This window comes from Magnetospirillum sp. SS-4 (assembly GCF_902729425.1).
Lineage (GTDB): Bacteria > Pseudomonadota > Alphaproteobacteria > Rhodospirillales > Magnetospirillaceae > Phaeospirillum.
In genome coordinates this window covers 1-20045 of record NZ_CACVCH010000052.1, presented here as the reverse complement: position 1 = coordinate 20045, position 20045 = coordinate 1, and the positions used below count along the sequence as shown (strand labels likewise).

Sequence of the window (20045 nt, the reverse complement as noted above, 5' to 3'; positions counted from 1 at the left end):
ACGCAGCGACGCTCCCGTCCGCGTCAAAGCAGTAAAGCATACCGCCGCGGATCAGGCTCGCCGTCCCTGCTCGATCAGGGTCCACGCCATGCACCGTTCGAGATCGCCGAGCAGGCCGATGGTCTGCGTTCCGGAGAGGAACATATTCGGGGTGATGGCGACGGCGAGCCAGGGCGTCCTGTCCGGGCGCCGCAACCCGGGGCAGGACGGCAGCCCCGTCTGCCGGGCAAGGTCTTCGGCCTTCGCCCAAGCCATCTCGCCCATGTCCGGGTCCCAACAGGCGACACAATGGACAAAAGGCACCTGTCCCCGGGTGAGGATGCTGGACACGGTGAAGCTGGCGGTCCCGTTAAGGGTTTCGTCGTCCTCGCCCTTGGGCCGGAAGACGTCGATCCAGAGGCCGACTTCAGGGATGTCGTGGCACCTGCCTTCGGCGATGGGGGCCAGATAGGCGACGGCCTGGTCGAGGACCTCCGTGCGGGGAGTGCGGGCCACATGGCCGGTCATGAGGGTGATGTGGGTGAGGAGATGTTTCTTCATGTCGTGAGACCTCCGCGTTGTTGATGCAAAGGTCGTAGCGCGCAATGTCGATGCCGTCCGGTGGGTAAAATCGTTGACGAGGATTTGTCGTTTCGTCGGTTTCGTCGCCTTTGATTTGTCGATTTTGTCCACGGATAGCACCGAAGGAGGCCGGGCGACCTCGCCGCCCGGCCATTCCATTCAGGCCACTTCCAGCAGCAGTTCGGCCACCGAGCGGGCCTCGTCGCGGGAGCAGCCGAGACCGGCCATGACGATCTCCTCGTCGCCGCGGCCTTCGTGGCGGGCGCGGTCCTCGGCCAGACAGGTCGCGATGGCGTCCACGGTGTCCAAGCCGCCGCGCTTGGCCGCCTCGATGCGGGCCGGCCAGTCGGCGGCATTGTCGTTGGCGGGCTTGGCCAGCAGGGGCGCCGCCACCTTGGCGACGTTGCCCATCAGGAAGTCGAGGCAGACCACCGCGATGGAATTGCCCGCGCAGGCGTACTGGTCGGAATCGGAGACGAAGCTCTCCAACTGCTCCTTGGTGTAGTGGCGGCCTTCCGCCGCATGGAAGGCGATCAGTTCCGCCGCCTTGGCGTCGCTCAGCTTGCGGGGGCGCTTGCCCTGGTACGGCACCATGCAGTGGTCGGGTTCGAACGCCTGAAGGCGCATGCATTCCATGGGGGTGAGGCGGCGCAGGAGGTAGCGGCGGCCGACACGGGCCACATGGGCCTGCGCGGCGGCCGCAAGCTGGTCGACATCCATGCCGGAGACGTCCAGCGGAACGCCTTTGGCAGTGTCCGCCTCGATGATGGTGGGGACCTGGTTGGTGCCGGAGGGGGCCGCCTTGAGGGTGGGGGACACCTCGGCGTCGAAGCCGATGCCCTTGGCCGCGCTGCCCTGACCGGCGCTGAAGGCGCCCACCACCATGTCGTACTGCTTGCCCGACGGGCCGCACAGGGACGAGGCGCGGCTGCCGTCGCCGCCCACGGCGCGAAGCTCGTCGCGGGTGTTCTGGGCGTAGAGGGTGACATCGGGCGTCACGGTGACGACGAGGTCGAGGGGACCGCCAGAGCTGTCGCGGGCGGCCAGGGTGCTGGCCACGCCGCTCTCGCCGTGGCGGCTGGTCGACTGGCGGTCGAAGAGGAGGTCACTGATGCCCACGCCCTCGGCGCCCTGCTGGGCACGCAGGGTGTTGGCGACGCCTGAAGAGAACTTGGGCGTGACGTCGCCGACCCAGTAGGTGGGGCCGTCTGCCTGGGCGGCGACGCGATGAACCTCGGCGTCGCAATAAGTGCGCAGAAGCATCTCGGCCACCAGCACGCGGTATGCCGCGTCGGCCACCTCCTTGTCGCGGTCGTAGACCTTCTTGCCAGGCTTCTTCGGCGGGTTCTTGACCGCGCGGGCCTTGTTCAGCGCCGCCACCGCGTCGGCGGCGAAGGTCTCGGCAAGGGCAGCAAGCAGGGCCGGAGGAATGGGGTTGTCGCGGCGCTTGGCGCGGGCGGCGATGCCCAGAGCGGCCGTGGCCGTGAGGTGATAGAGCGGGGGCACCGGCACCTTGTGCAGCACGCGGCTCAGGGTCGAAAGAGTTGGGCCGTTGGCCGGAGCCTCGCCCACATGGTAGCCCAACTTGGCCATCTTGGCTTTGGTGAGCATCCAAAGCTTGGTGGTGGCGGTCTCGATGGTCGGGGTGGTGTCGAACATGGTCGGGGCCTCCTCAGGCAGCGGTTTCGAAAACGATTTCACGGGGATCGATGCCGGACTCGATGGTCGCGGCGGCAAGGAAGACGCGGCGGCGGCGCTGGGGGACACCCCAATACTGGGCGTCGAGGACGCGCCAGGCGACCAAGCGGTCCGGTCCGGAAGCGAAGCCGAAATTGTCCCAGCGGCCCTTCGGGGCGACCAGAGGCTCATCCTCGCCGACCAGGGCTGCAAGCATGGTGCCGAAGGCGTTGGTTTTGTCGGACAGGGCGCCGAGGACGTTCTCCCACATGTAGAGGGGAGTGCCGAGCGTGTTGAGGATCGAAATGACGTAAGGAGTGATAAGGCCACGCTCGTCCGCAAGACCCTTACGGAGGCCCGAGAGGCTAAAAGCCTGGCATGGGGTCGAGGCGAACATCAGGTCGAAACCGGAGGGGCAGACTTCCATGGCGCGGGGGCAGAAATCCGGCGCGGTCAGATCGCCGAGATTGACCGCTTGCGGGTGGCGGGCGGCGAGGATGGCGCTCTGCACCTCGCCGATCTCGCTCATGGCGACGACGTCGATTTCAGCGCCGATGCGGCGAAGGGCCTCCGCCTGGGCCTCGATGCCGGAACACAGCGTGATGGCCTTCAGACGACGTCGGGTGGCATGGTTGGCGCCCATGGCGCGGAGCATGGCGTCCAAGCGGCTGACGGCCTCTTGGCGGCGGTTGTCGTTGGCGGGAAGGCGGACGACATTGTCGACGGGAAAGAAGTAAGGCGCCGTCGGCGTACGGGCGATGGGCGAGGACGGGCCGACCTGGGCGATCTCGATGCATTGGATGGCGGCAACAAGTGCGGAGACGGGGGCGAGCTCGGGGATCGGCGCCTCTTCCGCTTCGGCTTGGACGGTCACTTCCGTCGTTTCCGCCACGGCCTGCACGGGCTCCTCGGGGCAAGCCTCAGTCTCCTCGGCTTCCGCAGTGACATGCGGGGCGCAGGCGCATTCCGAAGACACATCCTCGTCGCCTTCGCCGCTCTCCAAAACGTATTCGGGATGGCTGTCGCCTTCGCCATCCCCAGCTTCGGGGGCGTCACCGCCAGCCAGGGCAGGAGCCATCACACCCATGGCGCCGTCGGCCAGGGGAAGGACGCGGGTCTCGGCGCCCAGCGCCCGCAGGGTGGCGGACAGGCCGTCGTCGGCCACCAGCAGGGCCACCTCGGCATCCATGCGGCAAGAGCCGTTGCGGATCACGCGGGCGTTCTCGGCGGCATCAGAATGGGAGGTCAGGTCGGCGACAACCAGGCCGACGGGGGCCGCAAGAGCGCCCGCGGCGGCGAGGTCGGCCATCCAGGAGGCGGCCTGACGGGGCGAAGCGCCCGGCAGGGCCACCGCGACACGGCCGGAGGCGCGGGCCACCTCCACCAGCGCCGGGGAGCGGTGGACCGGATCGAAGACGATCGTGTCCGCCTTTGCCGCCGAAACGGCGAAATCGACAAAATGGCGGACGGTGTCCTCGGACAAGGGGGGTGCCGCCTGCGGGGAAGCGTTGGTGTTTGCGGCCAAGCGGGGCGCCGCATCCGCAACCACCTCGGCGCGGACGGTTTCGGTATGGACGGTGACCGGGCCGCAGGTGGCTGCGGCAACGGGGGTGGGGGCAGTGACGACGGACAGGTCGGTGGGGTCGTCACCAAACATGCGGTCGAATTCGGCGAGAATATTCATCACACGGCCTCCGGCAGGTCGAAAACGGCGGGGTTGACGTCGTAGTCCTCGGGCTTGCGGCCTGCGCCGGTCTTTTCGGAGAGGCGGCGGAGCCAGCCGAAATGCATCAGCTCATCGAGGGCGGTCTGGACGGGGGCGGGATCGGTCAGGCCCGGCAGACCGGCGTGCTTGTAGATCTCGCGCTTGTTGATGCGGGTGTAGCGGCCGGCAAGGATCCAGCGGGCCAGCTTCTGCGCGTCCTCGGACGCACCGGTTTGGGTGCGGAGGCGGTAGACCTTGCGGGCCATGGGCTTCCAGTAGCGCTCGATCATGCCGATCGCGCTGACGACAGCCGGACGGGAAAGGGTGGTCGGGAAGGAACGGCCCTCGGCGGCGGCCCAGGCATAATCGAGCACCATGGCCAGACGCGCCGCGATGCCGCGCAGCTTGGCGAAATGGTAATCGAGAGCATCCTCGACTTCCTTGGCGTCATTGGCTTGGGCCCACGCCTCGAAGTCGGCACGTTCCTGACCAACCAACTCCACGGCAACCGGGGTCTCGCCCAGGGGAATGGCGCGAAGAGCGCGGAAGATCGGAGACAGATCCGGGTGGCTGTCGATTTCGTCAGGGAACGCGAAAGGGCGACGCTCCGGCTCGGTGACTAGGCAACGCGCCAAGCCGCCGTCACCAACCTTGCGGGCGACCAGCTTCTCGACATCGCAGGGATGAACGGCGCCCACGCAGCTGGCGAGGAGACGCTCGCAAGCATTGCTATTCGTGCTGATGCGGTCACGGGTCACGGAATCGGCGCAGAACGAGTCGAGGAAGAAGTCGTTCTTGCCCTGAAGGAACGGTGCGCCTTCCTTGCTCAGGATCAACTGGCCGCGGGGATTGAGCTCACCCTGCTGGACCAGCATTTCGTTGCTCATGTTGCTGGAGATCCAGCGCACATTGCGGGGAGCGCTGGGAAGGTCACCGGCTTCGTAACGCTTGAAAGCCTGGCGATACTCCTCGGCTTCGTCACGGAGGACCGGCTGAAGGGATTGGGTGACCGCACGCATGCCGGGCGACTTCGAATTGGAGGCGCGGCCGACCAGCAGGAACCAGAGGGCACAGGGCTCATCCCAGCCCCAGCTGAGACGGATCACGCGGGTGTTGCCGATCAGGGCGGCCATCACAGCCAGAGCGGTGGCGACGATGTAGTCGACGGGCGCGCAGGCGCCGTCCGCCAGCTTCTGGAAGGTGCTCGCAAGCGGACCGAGCGCCGGAAGCGGGAACTTCGGCGTTTCGATGGGATTTTGGATGGGCTTGGGCGTGGGAAAATTCTGGAATTGAGACATGACTCTCCTTTCGCCGCCGAAGCCGGCGGTCGCCTTGAATTTTCAGAATTCGGGGATTGACGGCGGGGGGAGAGCCCGATAAAGCTGGGATTGCGTAGATCGGAGCTTTCAGGCTCCCGGCGGCAAAGCTGCCTTCCCGACCGTCCTCAAATCAGCTGTTCTTGTTGGCCACCTCCGCGTTGTCGTTCGCGGGGGCGGGGACGGTCATGGCTTGGCCGAGGATGATGACGGCGAAGCGGCGGTGGCCACCAGCCTCAGTCTTTTGATTGTCGACCTGTTCGTTAAGGTCATTCGAGGAAACCTGCATTCCATTCCTCCGTCGTTACGGATCTGCGCATAATGCCAGAATCGAATGACAGCCTATCTCACCGGTGTACGTTTGTCCACTTTTTAATGATCGACGATATCGTGATACTTCCCAAAAAATATCACCTGCGCTATAATCGCGGATCGCTGGATGGAGGCTCCAATGTCGGTTGATGTCAGAACCGTCGAACTGATCGAGCGGCTCGTCGCGCTGTCGCCCAAGACCCAGAAGGAGATCGCGGAGTCCATCGGTTGGTCCCAGCCCCCCATGAACGGCGCCCTGAAGGGGCAGCGGAGTTTCCCTCCTACAAGAGTATTGCCCATCCTTGGCGCTGTCGGTGTGGGGCCGGACATAAAGCCCTTGCCCGGGACCGTATGGCGAGGCATCTGCGAGCAGTCCGAACTCGACGCAGTGATGTCGGTTCTCAGACGCTTCGTTGATCAAGATTGCGGAGCTTTCGAGGTCGTCCGGGGGCGGGCTCCGAGGCGAGGAAGGGTATCCCTGTCCGACTATAATGCGCCCGGGGTCACCATCCTCGGTTTCGTCTGCCGGAACCTGGGTGTACGGGGGGTCCTGAGCATCCATCATGACCCGGACCCCAACGAGGAATTCGACTGGCGACCTCCCCAGGTTGCCGAAATCGCAAAGGAGCTGGGGGTCACCTATCTCGGCGTGGCCACCATCCTGCGCGGCGAATTCCGTGTATGGAACAGCAAGGATGCGCTGACCGTCGAGGAATTCGATGCCGTGGCCGGACAGGTGTCCGATACTGCCGGCCCCACTTGGGACGACGTCCGGGCACGTCTGGAAGAACTGATCAAGGAAGGGGCCGATCCGGCGGTGGTCCTCCGAGCCTTGGGATAACGCTCGGCCAATTCGACAATTCGACAAAACATGACCGGCGGAGGTCAGCCCCCGCCGGTCTTTGTTCGTCACCTACTGTTCCGCCCGCGCGCGACGGGCCGCTTCGGCCTTGGTGGGCCGCCCTCGGCGCCGGGGAGGCTCCTGCCTGGGCGATACCCGCTCGCCGACCGGGGCGTGAACCGGCTTGGCGCAGGTTGACGGATCCACCCTATGGGAATCCAACCACGCCTCGACGTCGGCGCGCCGATAGAATATCCGGTTGCTGATGCTGTAGTAGGCGGGACCGCCACCGGTCTGGCGCCTGCGCACCAGGGTGGTCGCCGACACGGGGTATTCGGTCGCGACCTGTTCGGCGGTCAGGTAGTCGCGGGCGGGGGAGGGGGAAACGGTGACACGGGACTGGCTCATCATCCACCTATCGAGGCGATGGTGACCCGGTCCGCTTCCGTCAGGCGGGCAGGTTGGAGGAGGCCGTAATCCCGCGTCCCGACCCGGAGGTCTCTGGTTCAGCTTCCGTAGTCCCGGAGGCCCCTCGCGGTCCGTCATCGGGACCGTCGCCGCCGCCGCGGACGTCCTGCTTCCCATGGTGGGCGCAGGCTCTCCGTCGAAGCTTGCCGACAAAAACGCAGGCAACCTTGTTCGAGATCGACGCTAAGAAATCCGGGGCGACGGCGCAAGCCAAAAGAAAACGGAGGATCGTCGGAGGCTGTCTGGACGGGATGCCCGTTGGGACAATTTGGGACAGCAGGGGAGAGAAACGCGGGTAATCCGTGACAATCAGAGACAACGGGAGAACTCGCTCAACCCTTTGATCCTGCGACAGAAATGGCGGAAATGCTTGGCTTGACGGGATGTCTATTTTTAGGCTCATAACCTGAAGGTCGTAGGTTCAAATCCTACCCCCGCAACCAAATTAGCCCGCAAGTTCAAACACTTGCGGGCTTTTTGATTCTCGATCCGCGATGTGGCGGAAGTCATGTCAACGCCATGTCAACAAATCCCCAGGCGACCATTGGCGCGGCGTGTCAACGCTTGGCGACCGTTATGCCGCTGCCGTCACCACCCCGTCCAGCCGCACCCGCACGGTGATGGCCCCATTGCCGGCTGCGGTGATGGCGATCCCGATCGGGTACAGCCCGGTCGCGGGCGGGGCGATCACCTTGGCGGTGTCGTCCCACGCCACCCGGTCGCCCAGGGCGACCACCGTCGCCGGGGCCTTGGGCAAATCGTAGACCCCGGTGGTGGCGATCTCGACACCGGCCGCTTCCGGCGCGGTGGTGGCGGCGATGCCGAACAGACCGCCGACGATCACGCCCTGGCCGGACACCACGCCATCGGTCGGGGCCAGCACGGTGATCATGTGGCCATTCTGGATGAAGTTCTTCATGCTCTCATACTCCCTTGCTCGAATTGATCCGCACCTGGGTGACGCGGGCGTTGGTGCCGAGGCGGCGCTCCAAATCCGCCAGGGCCGAGGCCATCTCGGAATCGGAGCGGTACTCGACCTTGCGCCCGTCGTATTCCACAATGCGGGTGCCGGCGTAGCGGGCGCGCAGCAGCGCCTCCCGCCAGGCCAGCAGTTGGTCGGTGTCGGCCATCACGCCGCCCCCGCATTGGCGTACCAGCCCCGGTGATCGACGAAGCCGGCGCCGAAATCGAGGATCACCCGGATCTCAACGCCGTCCACGTCCCAGCCCGATTTGGATTCCACCTGCGGCCCTTCGCTGCCCGACAGGTAGGCGAATTCCAGGCCGTCGATTTCGGCAGGGTCGGCGGTGACGTACCACCGGCTGGCGCTGGACAGGCGGGGCTCGACCACCATGGTCAGGGAACCGGCGAAGGGGTTTACGTCGGCCGCCTTGGCCGCCGCCACCGAGGCCAGCCAGCGTTCGGCCTCGGTCTCCAGGGTCGGCGGCACCAGCAGGTATTTGGGCGTCACCCGGATGACGCGGTCCTCGATGCCCTTCTGGGTACGCAAGCTGAGCCGGGCGGCGGACAGGGTGGTGTCGGAGATGGCCGCGCCGGTTCCCGCCTTGTTGCCATGGTCGGCATGGAACAGCGGCTTGTTATCCGACAGCTTTGGCCCATTGCCGGAATTGGCCTCCACCAACTCGACCAGCAGGCGGGCCTCGGTCTCGGCGGCTCCCTGGCCCATGCGCCGGGCGAGGTCGGAGAAGGCGCCGAGGTCGTCGTTGACGATCACCTGGCGGGTGATGCCGATCTTGCGCGCCCAGGTCTCGATCTTGTACGCCTCGCGGGCCTCGGCCATGGTACCGGCCTTGATCTCGCCGTGCTCGCCCAGCTTCTCCAGCAAGGGCGCCTCGCCCAGCATGATCTTGTTGACGGCGCGGAAGTCGCGGGCCGAGGTCTGGCGACCCAACTGACGAATACCCGAGGGGGCGGCCTGATAGGCGGCGCGCAGGGTGCGGCCCACGGTGTCGCCGAGGATGATACCGAAGTCGCTGGTGGTGTGCAGCGCCCGCGTGACCATGGCGGCGGGCGACAGGCCGGTGACGGAGTGTCCGCGCAGGGACAGCAGTTCCCTGGCCATCTCGGCGCAGGTGGAATAGGCGTAGCGCCGCGCCGGTTCCGATAAGGCATGGGCCGGATTGATGCGGGCATAGAGCGCCTCGCCCATCTGGCGGGCACGGGTGTCGGGATCGTCGTGGCTGGCGATGTGCTCGACGCGCACCTGCTCGGTGCGGATCGCGGCCTTGCTGCGCTGGGCCAGTTCGGCGAAGGCGGCGCGGCGGGCCTCGTCGGCGCTGGCGTCGCGGTCGATCAGGCCATCGACGAAATCCTGGCCCAGCCCGGCAACGCGGGCGACGGAGCGGATTTCGGCATTGATGGCGGCGCGGGTCTGGACACCATCCCCTTCGGGAATGGTGGTGGCGGGTTCGGGCATTCTCTCCTCCATGCGGATATGGGCACCGGGATCGGCCGGCGTCGGGACCAGGGAAATTTCGATGGGCGTCCAGCGGGTGGCGGTCAGCACCCGCATGCCCTTGTCCAGGCTCTCGGCCCATTGCTCGACGGTGTAGCCGACCGAGATGTGGCGCAGGATGCCGCTCATCACGTCCTGCCAGACCGGCTCCACCTCGGGCCGGGCCGAGAACTGCACCAGGGCCACACCCTGGCTTCCATCGACCGAGGCAGAACGGACGGTGCCCAGCACGTCGCGCACCGCGTCCTGGCGATGGGCGTCGAGCACCGAGGCGCCGATCAGGTGGGACAGGTCCACCGCCTCGGGGGCCAGCGACAGCCGCTCCTCATAGGGGCCGGACAGGTCGCGGCGGCGGACACCGGCGCCGGTACTCCACACCACCTCGGCGGTGCGGGCCTGGGCATCGATGCTGGCCGGCGCCAATGTGCTGCGGCGGGTGATCAGATCAGCCATTGGGCGCCTCCATGGTGAGACCGAGGCGCTTCTCCCGCTCGCGGTCGGCGGCGATGGCGGCGTCCACGTCCTCGGCGTCGTAGCCGCGTTCGGCGATGCTCATGCCTCGGCTTTTCAGCCCCGCCTTGATCTGTTCGATCTCGGCCCGCGCGTCCTTCAGCGGATCGACCCAGTCCCATTTGGGCGGCAGCCAGTCGCAGGCGAGGAAGGCGGAGGGATCGCGGTCGAAGCCGGCGGCGGGAAGATGTCCGGCCAGCACGGCGAGGCGGACGAACCGCTCCCACACCGGGCGGCAGAATTGTTGCACCAGCACGGAGTTGCGAAACACCCTGAGCGCGTCATCGGAGCCCTGGGCGGCTTCCCACAGGCGGGCGATGCTCTCCCAGGATTGCCAGCCGGGCGGCGAATAGAGCGCCGAGATGTGGAAGCCGACGGTGCCGGGATCCTCGGCCACCGCCATGGCTCGCCAAACGCCTGCCGCCAGCATGAAGTCGTCGAGCTTCTCGTCGAGGATGCCGACGAACCAGACGTTCTTGGCCCTGGTATGCTGCAGGTGGGTCAGCCAGGCGATCATCTCGCGGCCATGCAGGCCGTAGGCGCCACGGCTGTCGGGGCGGCCGGTGCGATCCGAGAAGGCTTCCGGCTGGCCCTTGCACCATTGCAGGCACAGGCGCCCCGCCACCGTGATGCTGTCGATGAACACGGTGTCGTAGCGGTCCAGCGCCGCCGCCTCGCCGAAGCGGTCGCACACCGCGTCGAAATGGGCCTGGCTGTAGGGCTGGTCGTCGCGCAGCGCCGGATTGGGGCCACCGATGAACACCGCGACATCACGGCATTCCTGCCAGGTCCGCGGCCGGATGCTGTCGCCGCCCCAGCCCTCAATGGCCAGATCACCGGCCTCCAGGTCGAAGAACAGCGTCGTGGGCGGAGCCATGGTCAGCAGCAGGGTGGTCTTGCCGATCCCCGACTTGCCGAAGATCGCCCCCTTGATGCCGCGCCGCTCGGCGAGGCGCTGGTCGGCGGAAATGATGGGGAGGCTCATCGCACGCCCTCCCCGCTGCCGATCTGCAGCGCGAAGGTGGGCTTGCCGGTCCTGACCGTGCGCGCCGCTTCGAAGGCCGAGCGGATGGAGCCGGGCCAGGCGCCGTATTTGCGCTCCGACACCTTGTAGGAGATCTCGACGAACTCGGCCGGATCGTCGCCTTCGGCGCGGATGCGCTCCACCAGGGCGGCGAGACGGGACTGATCCCATTCCACCCGCTTCGGCAGATCGGCGACGATGGTGACCTGGCCGTCGGCGAAGCGGACGGTGCCGGTGTCCTTTCTGGCGACGGCGCGGGCCTGATCGGCCAGGGAGCCGTATTTCAGCGCCAGCGCACCATCCAGCCAATCCTTGACGGTCTTGGCGGCACGCAGGGCCTCGTCGGCCTCCTCCTGGAGCAGCGCCAGGGTTTCGGCGGGCAGAGCGGTCACCGCGCCGACCGGCATGGTGACGAGATCGGCCAGACGGGGACGATTGGGGATGGTCATTGCCGGCCTCCCTTCACCGTCCGGCGGGTGGCCATGATGGCGAAATAGGCCACCCGGTCCTCGGCGACGCGGCCCTGGGCCAGCAGCAGGTGGCCATTGTCGGCCAGGGTCATGGCCAGGCCGGCGACCCGGTCCAGCTGGCACCGCGCCGGTTCCGCGAACGGCGAAATCCGCGGCGCTCGGTCACAGCCGAGATGGCCTTCGTGATAGGTGATGCGCTCACCGGGCGCGGCCCGGTCGATCCAGGCGAGGAAGCCCCGCTCGTCCAGCACCGGCGTGGCGATGGCGGTTTCGACGGCGGCGATCATCGCGCACCGTCCTGGGCCGTCGTGCTGTCGCGCGACCGCTCAGCCTCGAACGCCTCGATATCTTCCAGCCGGTACACGACCCGGCCGCCCATCTTGAGGAATTTCGGGCCTTCGCCCGTCCACCGCCACCTTTCAAGGGTGCGGTGCGAAATGTTCCAGCGAGCGGCAAGCTCGATCTGGTTGAGATGCTTGATGGTCACCGTGCTCTCCATTGAAATATGGCGCCGAACCTCCCGCCCCGCTTCACGGCTCGGAATTGCGTTTATTTTCAATGGATTGCGCGAACACTTATATGGTCAGCGCCGAACTTTCTTGTGACATGCGGACATAAAAAAAGCCCCGGAAACCGGGGCTTGGGGGAACACGATGTGACGTTGAAGGATCAGGCTTGTGACATGGCCACTTTGCCGGGCTACAGATCCCCCTTGGAGACCTCCCGCAGTTCCGGGTTCAGGCGATACCCCTCCCGCTGCTTGTTCTCGATGAATTCGAGGACGATGCCCAAAGCCGCCGGCAGGGTCTCATTCACGGCCTTCTTCAGTCTGGCGATCTGCTGGCGCAGGGATTGCTCGTCGATGGACAGTGCATCGGCAAGAGCCGAGGGGGCGACATAAGCGATTTCCGCCGCCGCCTTTTTGCCTATCCGGTGATTGTCCAGCAATGCCTGCACCAGCTTGAAATTGGTGCCTTCCAGGAAGAATCCGCCCTTGAACAGGATCCGCCCGGCATCGGCGTCGACCGCGAACTCGCACACCGGCTTGCCCAAGCCGTCCATGAAGTCCTTGACCTTCTGGTCATAGCCCGATGGCGGAGGAATATCGATATGTCCTCGGCTGAAGCACATGGACAGCAGGGACCCGGCCGGCAGTTCCCCCCGCACCAGTTCATCGGCATGAGCCTGCAGCCCCCCACGGATGACGTCGAGAACGTCCTGGGCGTGGCGACGATAGAGGTCATAGATTTTATCCCTGGCCTCGTCCGCCGACAGCCCTGGGAGGAAGCGCAGCGCCGACGTGATTTGCGGATGTTCCGAAATGAATCCCACCTTGGTCAGCGACGAGAAGGTCTGGCTGAACTTGACGTAGGCGACCGCCATCCTGATGTCGCGTTCGAGGCTGCGATCCCCCAGCAGCAGATCGAGTTCGTAACCGTCGGCCGGATCGAGCTCGCCCATCCCTGCCGCCAAAACGCCGAATCTGCGGTCGATGCATTGGGAACATGCGCCGCAATGCCGCCTGTGCTTCGTCCACGTTTTCGGGCGGGTGCAACTGCTCGTCTTGGAAAGCAGGTGGCCGCAATTGTATTGGCGAATCTTCTCCGTCACCTCCCGCTTGGTCAGCCACTGATAGGGCGTCTTGACGCTGACCTCCCGATCCAGCAAGGCCGAGAAAATCGCCTCGAACCCCTGAACGACCTTGGGGTGAGTGGTCCGCGTCGCCCGGGCTCCCAGGACGTCCTTGGCGATGGGAATGTTCAGCCCGACCACGCCATTCTCATAAAACGTGAATTCGTCCTTCCCGAACATCCTGGCCACCACCAGCGCCAGGCTGGCGAACAGGAATGAGCGGGTGCGCTGGGTATATTCGGTGACCTTGGCTCCGGTATTGGTGACGTTGACCGAGACATAGAAGATGTTGCGACCGGCGCCCATCTTCTGGAGACCGTCGATCAACTCCTTCTGAACGCTGAACACCTTTGTTGCCGAGTGGTGCCCAACCAGAACCATCTTCTTGCCGTTTCCGATGACATCCTCGACCGCGCCGGCGAAGGAATCGACACCGCCGGAGAACAAGGCGATGTCGTCCGGCACGAACGTCCCATCGACGAGATTCGGGAAATACAAGGACCGTTCGGCCAGCGGCTTGGTCGCCTTCACGAAATCGAACGAGTAGGCATCGTCGGACAGAAAGCCCAATGTGTCGCGCAGGGCGGTACTGACAGCATCGCTGTCCCAGAGGTCGGGTTGCCGCAGCGGAATGGTGAAATGCAGGGACCGGCGCCACTTCCTGCCATGATCCGTCAGCTTGTCCGATCCGCGGGAAATCCTCTGGTCGGCACAATAGACATAGGCCGCAACCTCCAGGAGATCGAGGAGAACGTCGGGAATGTTGCTCAGGAGGGCCTTGTTCAGGTCCTCGATCCGCAGGTTCACATTCTTGGACGGCCCCTGGACGTCGAGCTCGATCACCTCCTCGTCTTCTGCGCCCCCAGAATGGGTCGCGCCGCCACACACGACGCTATACTGAGACATGAGCGTTTCTCCTGATCGTCAGTTCGCTTCTTATTTTCTTGAAGGCCGTGTAGGAAAAATTGGAGGCATCCTTGCGCGACAGGTCCTTTCCCTGGTGGAATCCGTGGCTCCCAAGCCAATCCTTGGCATAGGCGCGCATAATGACCGTGGTTTCCTCGCAGTGACGCCGCACAGCCCCGTCGAAAGCGACCATATCGCCGATCGAGTGGTTGATCCGGTCCGGGCCGATGTGCTTGGGCATTTCACGGTCGAGGAAATACTGGATGTTATGCTCGACCAGCCGGGAGAAAAACCGCTGCGACAGATCACCAAAGCGATCAGGGGCATCCAGGCTGGCGAGCGTCGTTCGTTCATCCTCCCGGGTCGGCGCCCACAGGGATGGAAGCCGGTCCTGGACAACGCCGTATAGCGCGGCAATTCCAGCCTGCTTGGCCATTTCCCCCAGGTCCGTCACGCCCTTCCCACCCTGGCGCTGCACGGCCTCCACGGCAGCATCAAACCCGGCCACCACGTCGATGACGCTCGGGTTGGCGGGAACGGAGATTCCCAGGGCACGTAGTTCCTGGGCAAAATTCGGTGACCGGGCTGCGTGCGGGATTTTCATGAGCAGCCAGATCGCCTCGATCAGGGCCGGATCACGAATGGCCTTCATGAGCGACTTGTCCGAGGCGTCGGCGACGGCGTCGGCAAGCTCGGCGACGGAAACATCCCCCGCCGCCACAGTGGCAACAATCTGCCGCCAATCCCTCGACGAGGGAAGACGCCCAAGCCTGACGTGGCCCATGCTTTTTGCGCCCCTTCGGTCGCACCCACAGTTGTCGCCAATCCCCACTCTTCCACCACCTAAAATACCCCCATCAATCGGACGGTCAAGGATGTTTTTGACATTTTTTGTCCGGCTGCGTACAGTAGGGAAATGAAGTGACCCACACCGGGAACACCCCATCAACCACGGTTGCGAGGCATTGACCGACATGATGAACTTGGGAGCCCGTTTGCGCGCAGCCAGGGAACGTCGCGGCATGAGCCAGCAGGCCGTCGCCGACACCCTCGGCCTTCCCCGCACCGCAGTGACCAACATGGAAACCGGCAACCGTGCGGTGTCCACCCTCGAACTGGGCCGCCTGTCGGAGATTTACGGACAGTCGGCCGCCTTCCTTCTCGGCGAGGATGAACCCGCCGCCGAGGACATTTCCGTGGTGCTCCACCGCGCCCTGCCCGAAATGGGCCAGACGCCGGAAATCGATCAGGCCGTCACCCACATTATCGACCTGTGCCGCGAGGGTGCCGGCCTCAAGCTCATGCTGAACCAGGCAACCGAACAAACGGTTCCTGATTACTCCGCCCGAATGGCCTCGTCGGGTGATGCGATTCGCCAAGGCCAGCAGGTGGCGCAGGAAGAGCGCCGACGGATGGGGTTGGGCAATTCCCCGCTGGGCAATATCGCAGGCATGATCACCGAGCAGGGCATTTGGGCCGCCGCTTCGGACCTTCCCGACAGCCTGTCGGGATTTTTCGTCAAGCACGCCTCGATCGGTCTGGCCATCCTGGTCAATGACCGCCATTGGCCGGTACGCCGACGCTTCTCCTACGCCCATGAATACGCCCATGCGCTTTTCGACCGGCAGGCTCCCGTCACCACGACGCGGCGTGAGAACTCCTCAGAATTGATCGAGAAGCGAGCGAACGCATTCGCCGCGGCCTTCCTGATGCCGGCGGAGGGAGTTTCCGAACAGTTGGCGCAACTCGACAAGGGGCGGCCGAGCCGACAGGCCCAGGTCATTTTCGACGTCGCCAACAATGCCTCCATCGAGGCGGAAATTCGCCCCCGTCCTGGTTCCCAGGCTATCACTTATCAAGATGCCGCCGCCCTGGCCCGCCACTTCGGTGTCAGCTACGAGGCGGCGGTGTGGCGCTTGAAAAGCCTGGGTCACATCGGTCAGGGGGAAACCGACGCGCTCATCGAGCAGAAGGACGTCGGCAAGCGCTACATCAAGCTGCTGGGATTTCTGGACATCCTCGACGAAGGCGAAGCGCCGCAGGCGAACGAGGTCGAATTGCGCAACCAGTTGACCCGGCTGGCGCTGGAAGCCTATCGGCAAGAAGAAATCTCCCGCGGGCGCCTGTCCGAGATCAGCCGCAAGCTGGCCATCGATCCGGCGGAGATGATCGACCTCGCCGAAGCGGCCCGCGCAGGCTGATCCGGAGCGAACGAATGCCCCCTGGGGTCATTATCATCGCGGACACCTCCGTCCTGATCAATTTTCTCCGGATCGACCGGATGGATCTGATCGGCGCGCACCCGTCGGCGTTCGTGGCGACCGAGCATGTCGCGGTGGAGATATCCGACAGCTATCCCGATCAACAGGCACGGTACCGTGCTGCGATAGCGGCGGGATACCTCTCCGAACTTCGAGTCGACGATCCGACGGAGGTCGAACTGTTCCTGAGGCTCCGCCAGACACCGCGCCTCGGCACAGGGGAATGCTCTGCCATCTCGGTCGCCCTGAACCGGGGACATCGGCTGGCCATCGACGACAATCGCGCCATCGGCCGGGCGCTCCACGAGGCCGGATTGGCGAAGCGGACTCTGGATATCGTGCGCACACAGGACGTCCTCGCCGATCTGACCCGGGCGGGCACACTGACCATTATGGAGGCCGACGCCATTCTGTCCGATTGGGCCGCCAACCACCGTTTCCGGGCGAAGGTCGCGAGCATCGCCGAACTGCTCTGACCCGAGCGCCATCCTTGCAAATCTGCCGCGCCATATCAGAATTGCAAGGTTCCGCACCCAATTGACCGGCTGCGAGGTCACCATGGACATCGACCACGACCGCATTGATGACGCCGTGCTGGCGCTGCTGTACCTCGGGCTGCATGACGGCGGCCGGACATGGAAGGGCTTCGACTGGGAGGCGATGAACCGCCTGCACGAGAAGGGACTGATCTCCGATCCCGTTGGCAAGGCCAAGTCGGTGATCTTCACCGAGGACGGCGAACGACGATCAAAGGCGCTGTTTCATGAGATGTTCTGCAAAAAATGATCAATGGCACCTCACGGGACGGAAGGAAGATTGCAGATTCTGTCCAAACTGAAGGACATGTCACCCGACGAACTCAAGGCCCTGGAACGGAATGCCCTGCGCCTTGCGGAGAGCGGGGATGGCAAGAGGAAGGCCGACGCCCAAGCGGTTCTGGACGCCGTCGCCGAAGAGAGGGGGCGGCGGGGCCTGTCGGACGGCCGGCTCGTCGTCGGCAGGCGGTACAGCCGCAAGGAGATCGGGGAGATCGTCGGCGGAAGCACGATCACCTTCATTCCGGTTGTGGACGGCGAGGCCACATGCGTGTGCCTCGACCCTGCTCTGAACCCCGAGGCACCGAACGTGGTCCTCGCCGGAGAGGGGCCGCAGCGCGTGTCCAACGCCGAGACCCTGGCGCGGCAGACCGGCAAGGTCCCCGTCTTCCTGAAGCGAGGGGATGCCGACTGGGAATACGTGGGGGACCACCGCGTCACCGGCTCATCGACTGACCGAGAGGTGGTGGCGAAGCATGCCGCGAAGGCCGGGCGCGACGAGGTAAGGCTGGTGGTGTTCTTGGCTCCCTGAAGCACCTGGGTATCCTGAACCCGTCGGTCGCGGAAGCTGCCCGCCTGCGCGGGATTTCGATTCCTGGTGAGTCCATGGTGAGTCCATGGGGATGGTTCAAACGCAAAAAGCCGCCCCAAGGGGCGGCTAATTGTTTGATATTTCTATCGAATTTTGGTTGCGGGGGCAGGATTTGAACCTGCGACCTTCAGGTTATGAGCCATGAGACACCCTATATATAGCGCCTTGATCTGTTGACATATTTTTCTGGTTCGTCCTGTAACCCCTGCATTTCCGCGCTTTTCTATTGATGTCCTCTGTAAATCGACGCAATGTCACGTCAAACGGCACCATACGGTGTGTTGACATAGTGTTGACAGGAAAAGCCCAATGTCAGAACGCATCACCGACGCCATCGCCAAACGGGTCAGCGCGGGCGACCGGCCCCAGGTCTTCTTCTGGGATGCCGACGTCAAGGGATTCGGCCTGCGCGTCACCAATCGCGGCGCCAAGTCCTTCATCCTGGATTACCGCATCGGCGGTCGCCAGCGCCGCATCACCATCGGCAGTTATCCCGACTGGTCGGTGGCCGCCGCCCGCACCGAGGCCGGCAACCTGAAGCGGGAAGTGGACCTGGGCAACGACCCCATGGGCGAGCGCCATGCCGACCGCTCCGCCCCCACCATGCGCGACCTGTGGGACCGCTACAAGCGCGATCACCTGCCGCGCAAGGCGGCCCGCTCCCAGGCCGACGAAACCATGATGTGGGAAAAGCTGGTGCTCCCCACCCTGGGCAAACACAAGGTGACGGACGTCACCCATACCGACATCGAGGCCCTGCACCGCGATATCACCACCCAGCGCGGCACGCCGGTGCGGGCCAACCGCGTCATCGAGGTGGTACGCCGCGCCTTCAATCTGGCGATCCGCTGGGAATGGGTCGAGAAGAATCCCGCCTCGGGCCAGTTGCGCAACCCGGAAGAGAAGCGCCAGCGCTACCTGTCGCCCGAGGAACTGTCCCGGCTGTCGGCGGCGCTGGCGGCCCACCACGAGCCGGTGTCGGCCGATGCCATCCGCATGCTGATGCTGACCGGCGCCCGCAAGAGCGAGGTGCTGGGGGCCACCTGGGAGATGTTCGACCTGGATGCCGGGGTGTGGACCAAGCCCAGCGCCCACACCAAGCAGCGGAAGGAACACCGGGTGCCGGTCTCGGCCAATGCACTGACGCTGCTGAAGCGGATCAGGGAAACCGCCGAAGGGCCATACGTCTTCCCCGGCAAGGGAGGCGACCAGCCGCTGACCGACGTCAAACGGTCCTGGGCGGCGGTGTGCAAGGCGGCCGACATCACCGGCGCCCGCATCCATGACCTGCGCCATTCCTTCGCCTCGCTGCTGGTCAGCGGCGGCGCGTCGCTGCCGATCATCGGCGCCATGCTGGGCCACACCCAGGTGCAGACCACCCAGCGCTACGCCCACCTCTACGACGAGCCGCTGCGGGCCGCCGCCGACCATGTCGGCAAAACCATCGACATGGCGGGCAAGAAATAGCAAACTCGCCGCAGATGGAACGAATAGAGAAACTGCATGGCCAGCCGTGTCCCTCCCCTTCAGTGGCGAACCCTACAGGACATCGTCAACCACATGATCGCCACCACTGTCATGTCGGATGGGCGAACCATGGCCGAAGTATTGGAGCACTGGCAGAACAGCCGCGACAAGGAAACGGCGCTATACCATAGAAACGCGAACAACACCGCCGAGGACCACAAGCTTTACCAAACGGTCATGGAAGGGCATGACCAGCTGCTGTCCACGGCCATGAATAAGCTTCACCGGGCCATGATCAAGGACGCGGAAGCGGGCTTGTGGTTTGCCTTTGGGCTCCGCCACCCTGACACTCCGCAGGAAGTGATCCCACCCCGGTACTGGCCCTTCCTGACTCTTGATATTGAGGGTGAGATCGTGACAGGCGAGGGCATGACCTTCCGGGCCATCCGTTGCCTGCGGGCAGAAGACATCCCCCTTGACCATCCGATCATGGAACAGATCCGCGCGGCACGGCACCCGAAGGCCGCGCCTTGCCCAGCCGCGCCAGAGGTCGCCAATGACGCCCAACCTGTCGAAGGGGAATCCATCCCCCAGCCTCCAGTGGTTCTGTACAGCGGCACCCAGGGACGCCCGTCCTCGGTCGAGACCCTGATCATGCCGGAACTGCGCCGCCGGGCTGGCGCAGGCTGCATGGAACCCAGCCTTGCCAGGGAATGCAGGTATCTTTCCGAGTGGCTGCGGAGCAATCACCCCACCGCACACCAGATAAAACCGGTCTCGCTGGAGAACAGCCTGCGCCAGCTTCACCGCGAACTGAAGAGTACCCCCACGAAACACTGACCACCCCGGCGGGGCCATTAAACACCCCATTAAAAACCCCATTAAATTATGATTTCATGGGCATTTTAATGCATCTAATTCATGGGATTGATTGGCGATATCTGGATTGCCGACGCGGCGTTGCGCCGCTTGGCATGAAAGGAATCGACCATGACGGAGACCTCCCCCACCA

General features: G+C 64.7%; 22 protein-coding genes. 7 read left to right on the top strand and 15 right to left on the bottom strand.

Annotation, left to right across the window (positions count from 1 at the left end):
• Positions 1–51: 51 nt before the first annotated feature.
• The 5 genes from MTBSS4_RS08595 to MTBSS4_RS08575 all read right to left on the bottom strand — a co-directional run bounded on the left by MTBSS4_RS08595 (position 52) and on the right by MTBSS4_RS08575 (position 5548).
• Positions 52–720 carry a hypothetical protein gene (locus MTBSS4_RS08595; protein WP_173982988.1) on the bottom strand — a complete coding sequence of 223 codons (669 nt, stop codon included), beginning with the start codon at positions 718–720 and terminating at the stop codon, positions 52–54.
• Positions 721–2220, bottom strand: a complete 1500-nt coding sequence (locus tag MTBSS4_RS08590; RefSeq protein ID WP_173982987.1) for a hypothetical protein — start codon at positions 2218–2220, stop codon at positions 721–723.
• 13 nt (positions 2221–2233) lie between these two features.
• Entirely contained in the window at positions 2234–3922 is a 1689-nt protein-coding gene (locus MTBSS4_RS08585) for a DNA cytosine methyltransferase (RefSeq protein WP_173982986.1), read from the bottom strand.
• Positions 3922–5241 carry a DUF3987 domain-containing protein gene (locus tag MTBSS4_RS08580; protein ID WP_173982985.1) on the bottom strand — a complete coding sequence of 440 codons (1320 nt, stop codon included), beginning with the start codon at positions 5239–5241 and terminating at the stop codon, positions 3922–3924. The genes MTBSS4_RS08585 and MTBSS4_RS08580 overlap by 1 nt, the downstream gene beginning before the upstream one ends.
• Positions 5242–5392: 151 nt before the next feature.
• Positions 5393–5548, bottom strand: a complete 156-nt coding sequence (locus MTBSS4_RS08575) for a hypothetical protein (RefSeq protein WP_173982984.1) — start codon at positions 5546–5548, stop codon at positions 5393–5395.
• 162 nt (positions 5549–5710) lie between these two features.
• Between MTBSS4_RS08575 and MTBSS4_RS08570 the strand changes: the two genes are divergently transcribed.
• The gene (locus MTBSS4_RS08570; RefSeq protein WP_173982983.1) at positions 5711–6412 is read left to right on the top strand and encodes a hypothetical protein; all 702 of its coding nucleotides are present in this window, start codon (positions 5711–5713) and stop codon (positions 6410–6412) included.
• Positions 6413–6484: 72 nt separating this feature from the next.
• On the opposite strand, the gene MTBSS4_RS08565 is transcribed toward MTBSS4_RS08570, so the two are convergent.
• The 10 genes from MTBSS4_RS08565 to MTBSS4_RS08510 form a co-directional block, all read right to left on the bottom strand.
• Positions 6485–6823, bottom strand: a complete 339-nt coding sequence (locus MTBSS4_RS08565) for an AlpA family transcriptional regulator (RefSeq protein WP_217425523.1) — start codon at positions 6821–6823, stop codon at positions 6485–6487.
• Positions 6824–7454: 631 nt separating this feature from the next.
• Positions 7455–7799 (bottom strand): DUF2190 family protein, encoded by a 345-nt coding sequence (locus tag MTBSS4_RS08560; RefSeq protein WP_173982982.1) that lies wholly within the window; start codon positions 7797–7799, stop codon positions 7455–7457.
• Between the two features lie 4 nt (positions 7800–7803).
• Complete coding sequence (locus tag MTBSS4_RS08555; protein ID WP_173982981.1) at positions 7804–8010, bottom strand: phage head-tail joining protein; 207 nt, start codon at positions 8008–8010, stop codon at positions 7804–7806.
• On the bottom strand, positions 8010–9809 hold the full coding sequence (locus MTBSS4_RS08550) for a prohead protease/major capsid protein fusion protein (RefSeq protein ID WP_173982980.1): 1800 nt from the start codon (positions 9807–9809) through the stop codon (positions 8010–8012). The genes MTBSS4_RS08555 and MTBSS4_RS08550 overlap by 1 nt, the downstream gene beginning before the upstream one ends.
• The gene (locus MTBSS4_RS22770) at positions 9802–10851 is read right to left on the bottom strand and encodes a terminase gpA endonuclease subunit (protein WP_368667769.1); all 1050 of its coding nucleotides are present in this window, start codon (positions 10849–10851) and stop codon (positions 9802–9804) included. Before MTBSS4_RS22770 ends, MTBSS4_RS08550 begins: the two co-directional genes overlap by 8 nt.
• Positions 10848–11339: a hypothetical protein gene (locus tag MTBSS4_RS08530; RefSeq protein ID WP_173982979.1), complete on the bottom strand. Its 492-nt coding sequence runs from the start codon at positions 11337–11339 to the stop codon at positions 10848–10850. Before MTBSS4_RS08530 ends, MTBSS4_RS22770 begins: the two co-directional genes overlap by 4 nt.
• Positions 11336–11647 carry a hypothetical protein gene (locus tag MTBSS4_RS08525; protein ID WP_173982978.1) on the bottom strand — a complete coding sequence of 104 codons (312 nt, stop codon included), beginning with the start codon at positions 11645–11647 and terminating at the stop codon, positions 11336–11338. The genes MTBSS4_RS08530 and MTBSS4_RS08525 overlap by 4 nt, the downstream gene beginning before the upstream one ends.
• Positions 11644–11847 carry an AlpA family transcriptional regulator gene (locus MTBSS4_RS08520; protein WP_173982977.1) on the bottom strand — a complete coding sequence of 68 codons (204 nt, stop codon included), beginning with the start codon at positions 11845–11847 and terminating at the stop codon, positions 11644–11646. Before MTBSS4_RS08520 ends, MTBSS4_RS08525 begins: the two co-directional genes overlap by 4 nt.
• 212 nt (positions 11848–12059) lie before the next feature.
• On the bottom strand, positions 12060–13835 hold the full coding sequence (locus MTBSS4_RS08515) for a 7-cyano-7-deazaguanine synthase (RefSeq protein WP_173982976.1): 1776 nt from the start codon (positions 13833–13835) through the stop codon (positions 12060–12062).
• Positions 13836–13884: 49 nt separating this feature from the next.
• On the bottom strand, positions 13885–14682 hold the full coding sequence (locus MTBSS4_RS08510) for a hypothetical protein (RefSeq protein ID WP_173982975.1): 798 nt from the start codon (positions 14680–14682) through the stop codon (positions 13885–13887).
• A gap of 190 nt (positions 14683–14872) precedes the next feature.
• Between MTBSS4_RS08510 and MTBSS4_RS08505 the strand changes: the two genes are divergently transcribed.
• The 6 genes from MTBSS4_RS08505 (at position 14873) to MTBSS4_RS08480 (ending at position 19873) form a co-directional block, all read left to right on the top strand.
• Positions 14873–16099, top strand: coding sequence for an XRE family transcriptional regulator (locus tag MTBSS4_RS08505; protein WP_173983026.1), 1227 nt, complete (start codon positions 14873–14875; stop codon positions 16097–16099).
• Positions 16100–16113: 14 nt separating this feature from the next.
• Complete coding sequence (locus MTBSS4_RS08500) at positions 16114–16635, top strand: hypothetical protein (protein WP_173982974.1); 522 nt, start codon at positions 16114–16116, stop codon at positions 16633–16635.
• An 82-nt stretch (positions 16636–16717) separates the two neighbouring features.
• On the top strand, positions 16718–16945 hold the full coding sequence (locus MTBSS4_RS08495; RefSeq protein ID WP_173982973.1) for a DUF6429 family protein: 228 nt from the start codon (positions 16718–16720) through the stop codon (positions 16943–16945).
• A gap of 30 nt (positions 16946–16975) precedes the next feature.
• Complete coding sequence (locus tag MTBSS4_RS08490) at positions 16976–17506, top strand: hypothetical protein (RefSeq protein WP_173982972.1); 531 nt, start codon at positions 16976–16978, stop codon at positions 17504–17506.
• Between the two features lie 369 nt (positions 17507–17875).
• Positions 17876–19033 (top strand): site-specific integrase, encoded by a 1158-nt coding sequence (locus MTBSS4_RS08485; RefSeq protein ID WP_173982971.1) that lies wholly within the window; start codon positions 17876–17878, stop codon positions 19031–19033.
• Positions 19034–19126: 93 nt separating this feature from the next.
• Entirely contained in the window at positions 19127–19873 is a 747-nt protein-coding gene (locus MTBSS4_RS08480) for a hypothetical protein (RefSeq protein WP_173982970.1), read from the top strand.
• Positions 19874–20045: the final 172 nt, after the last annotated feature.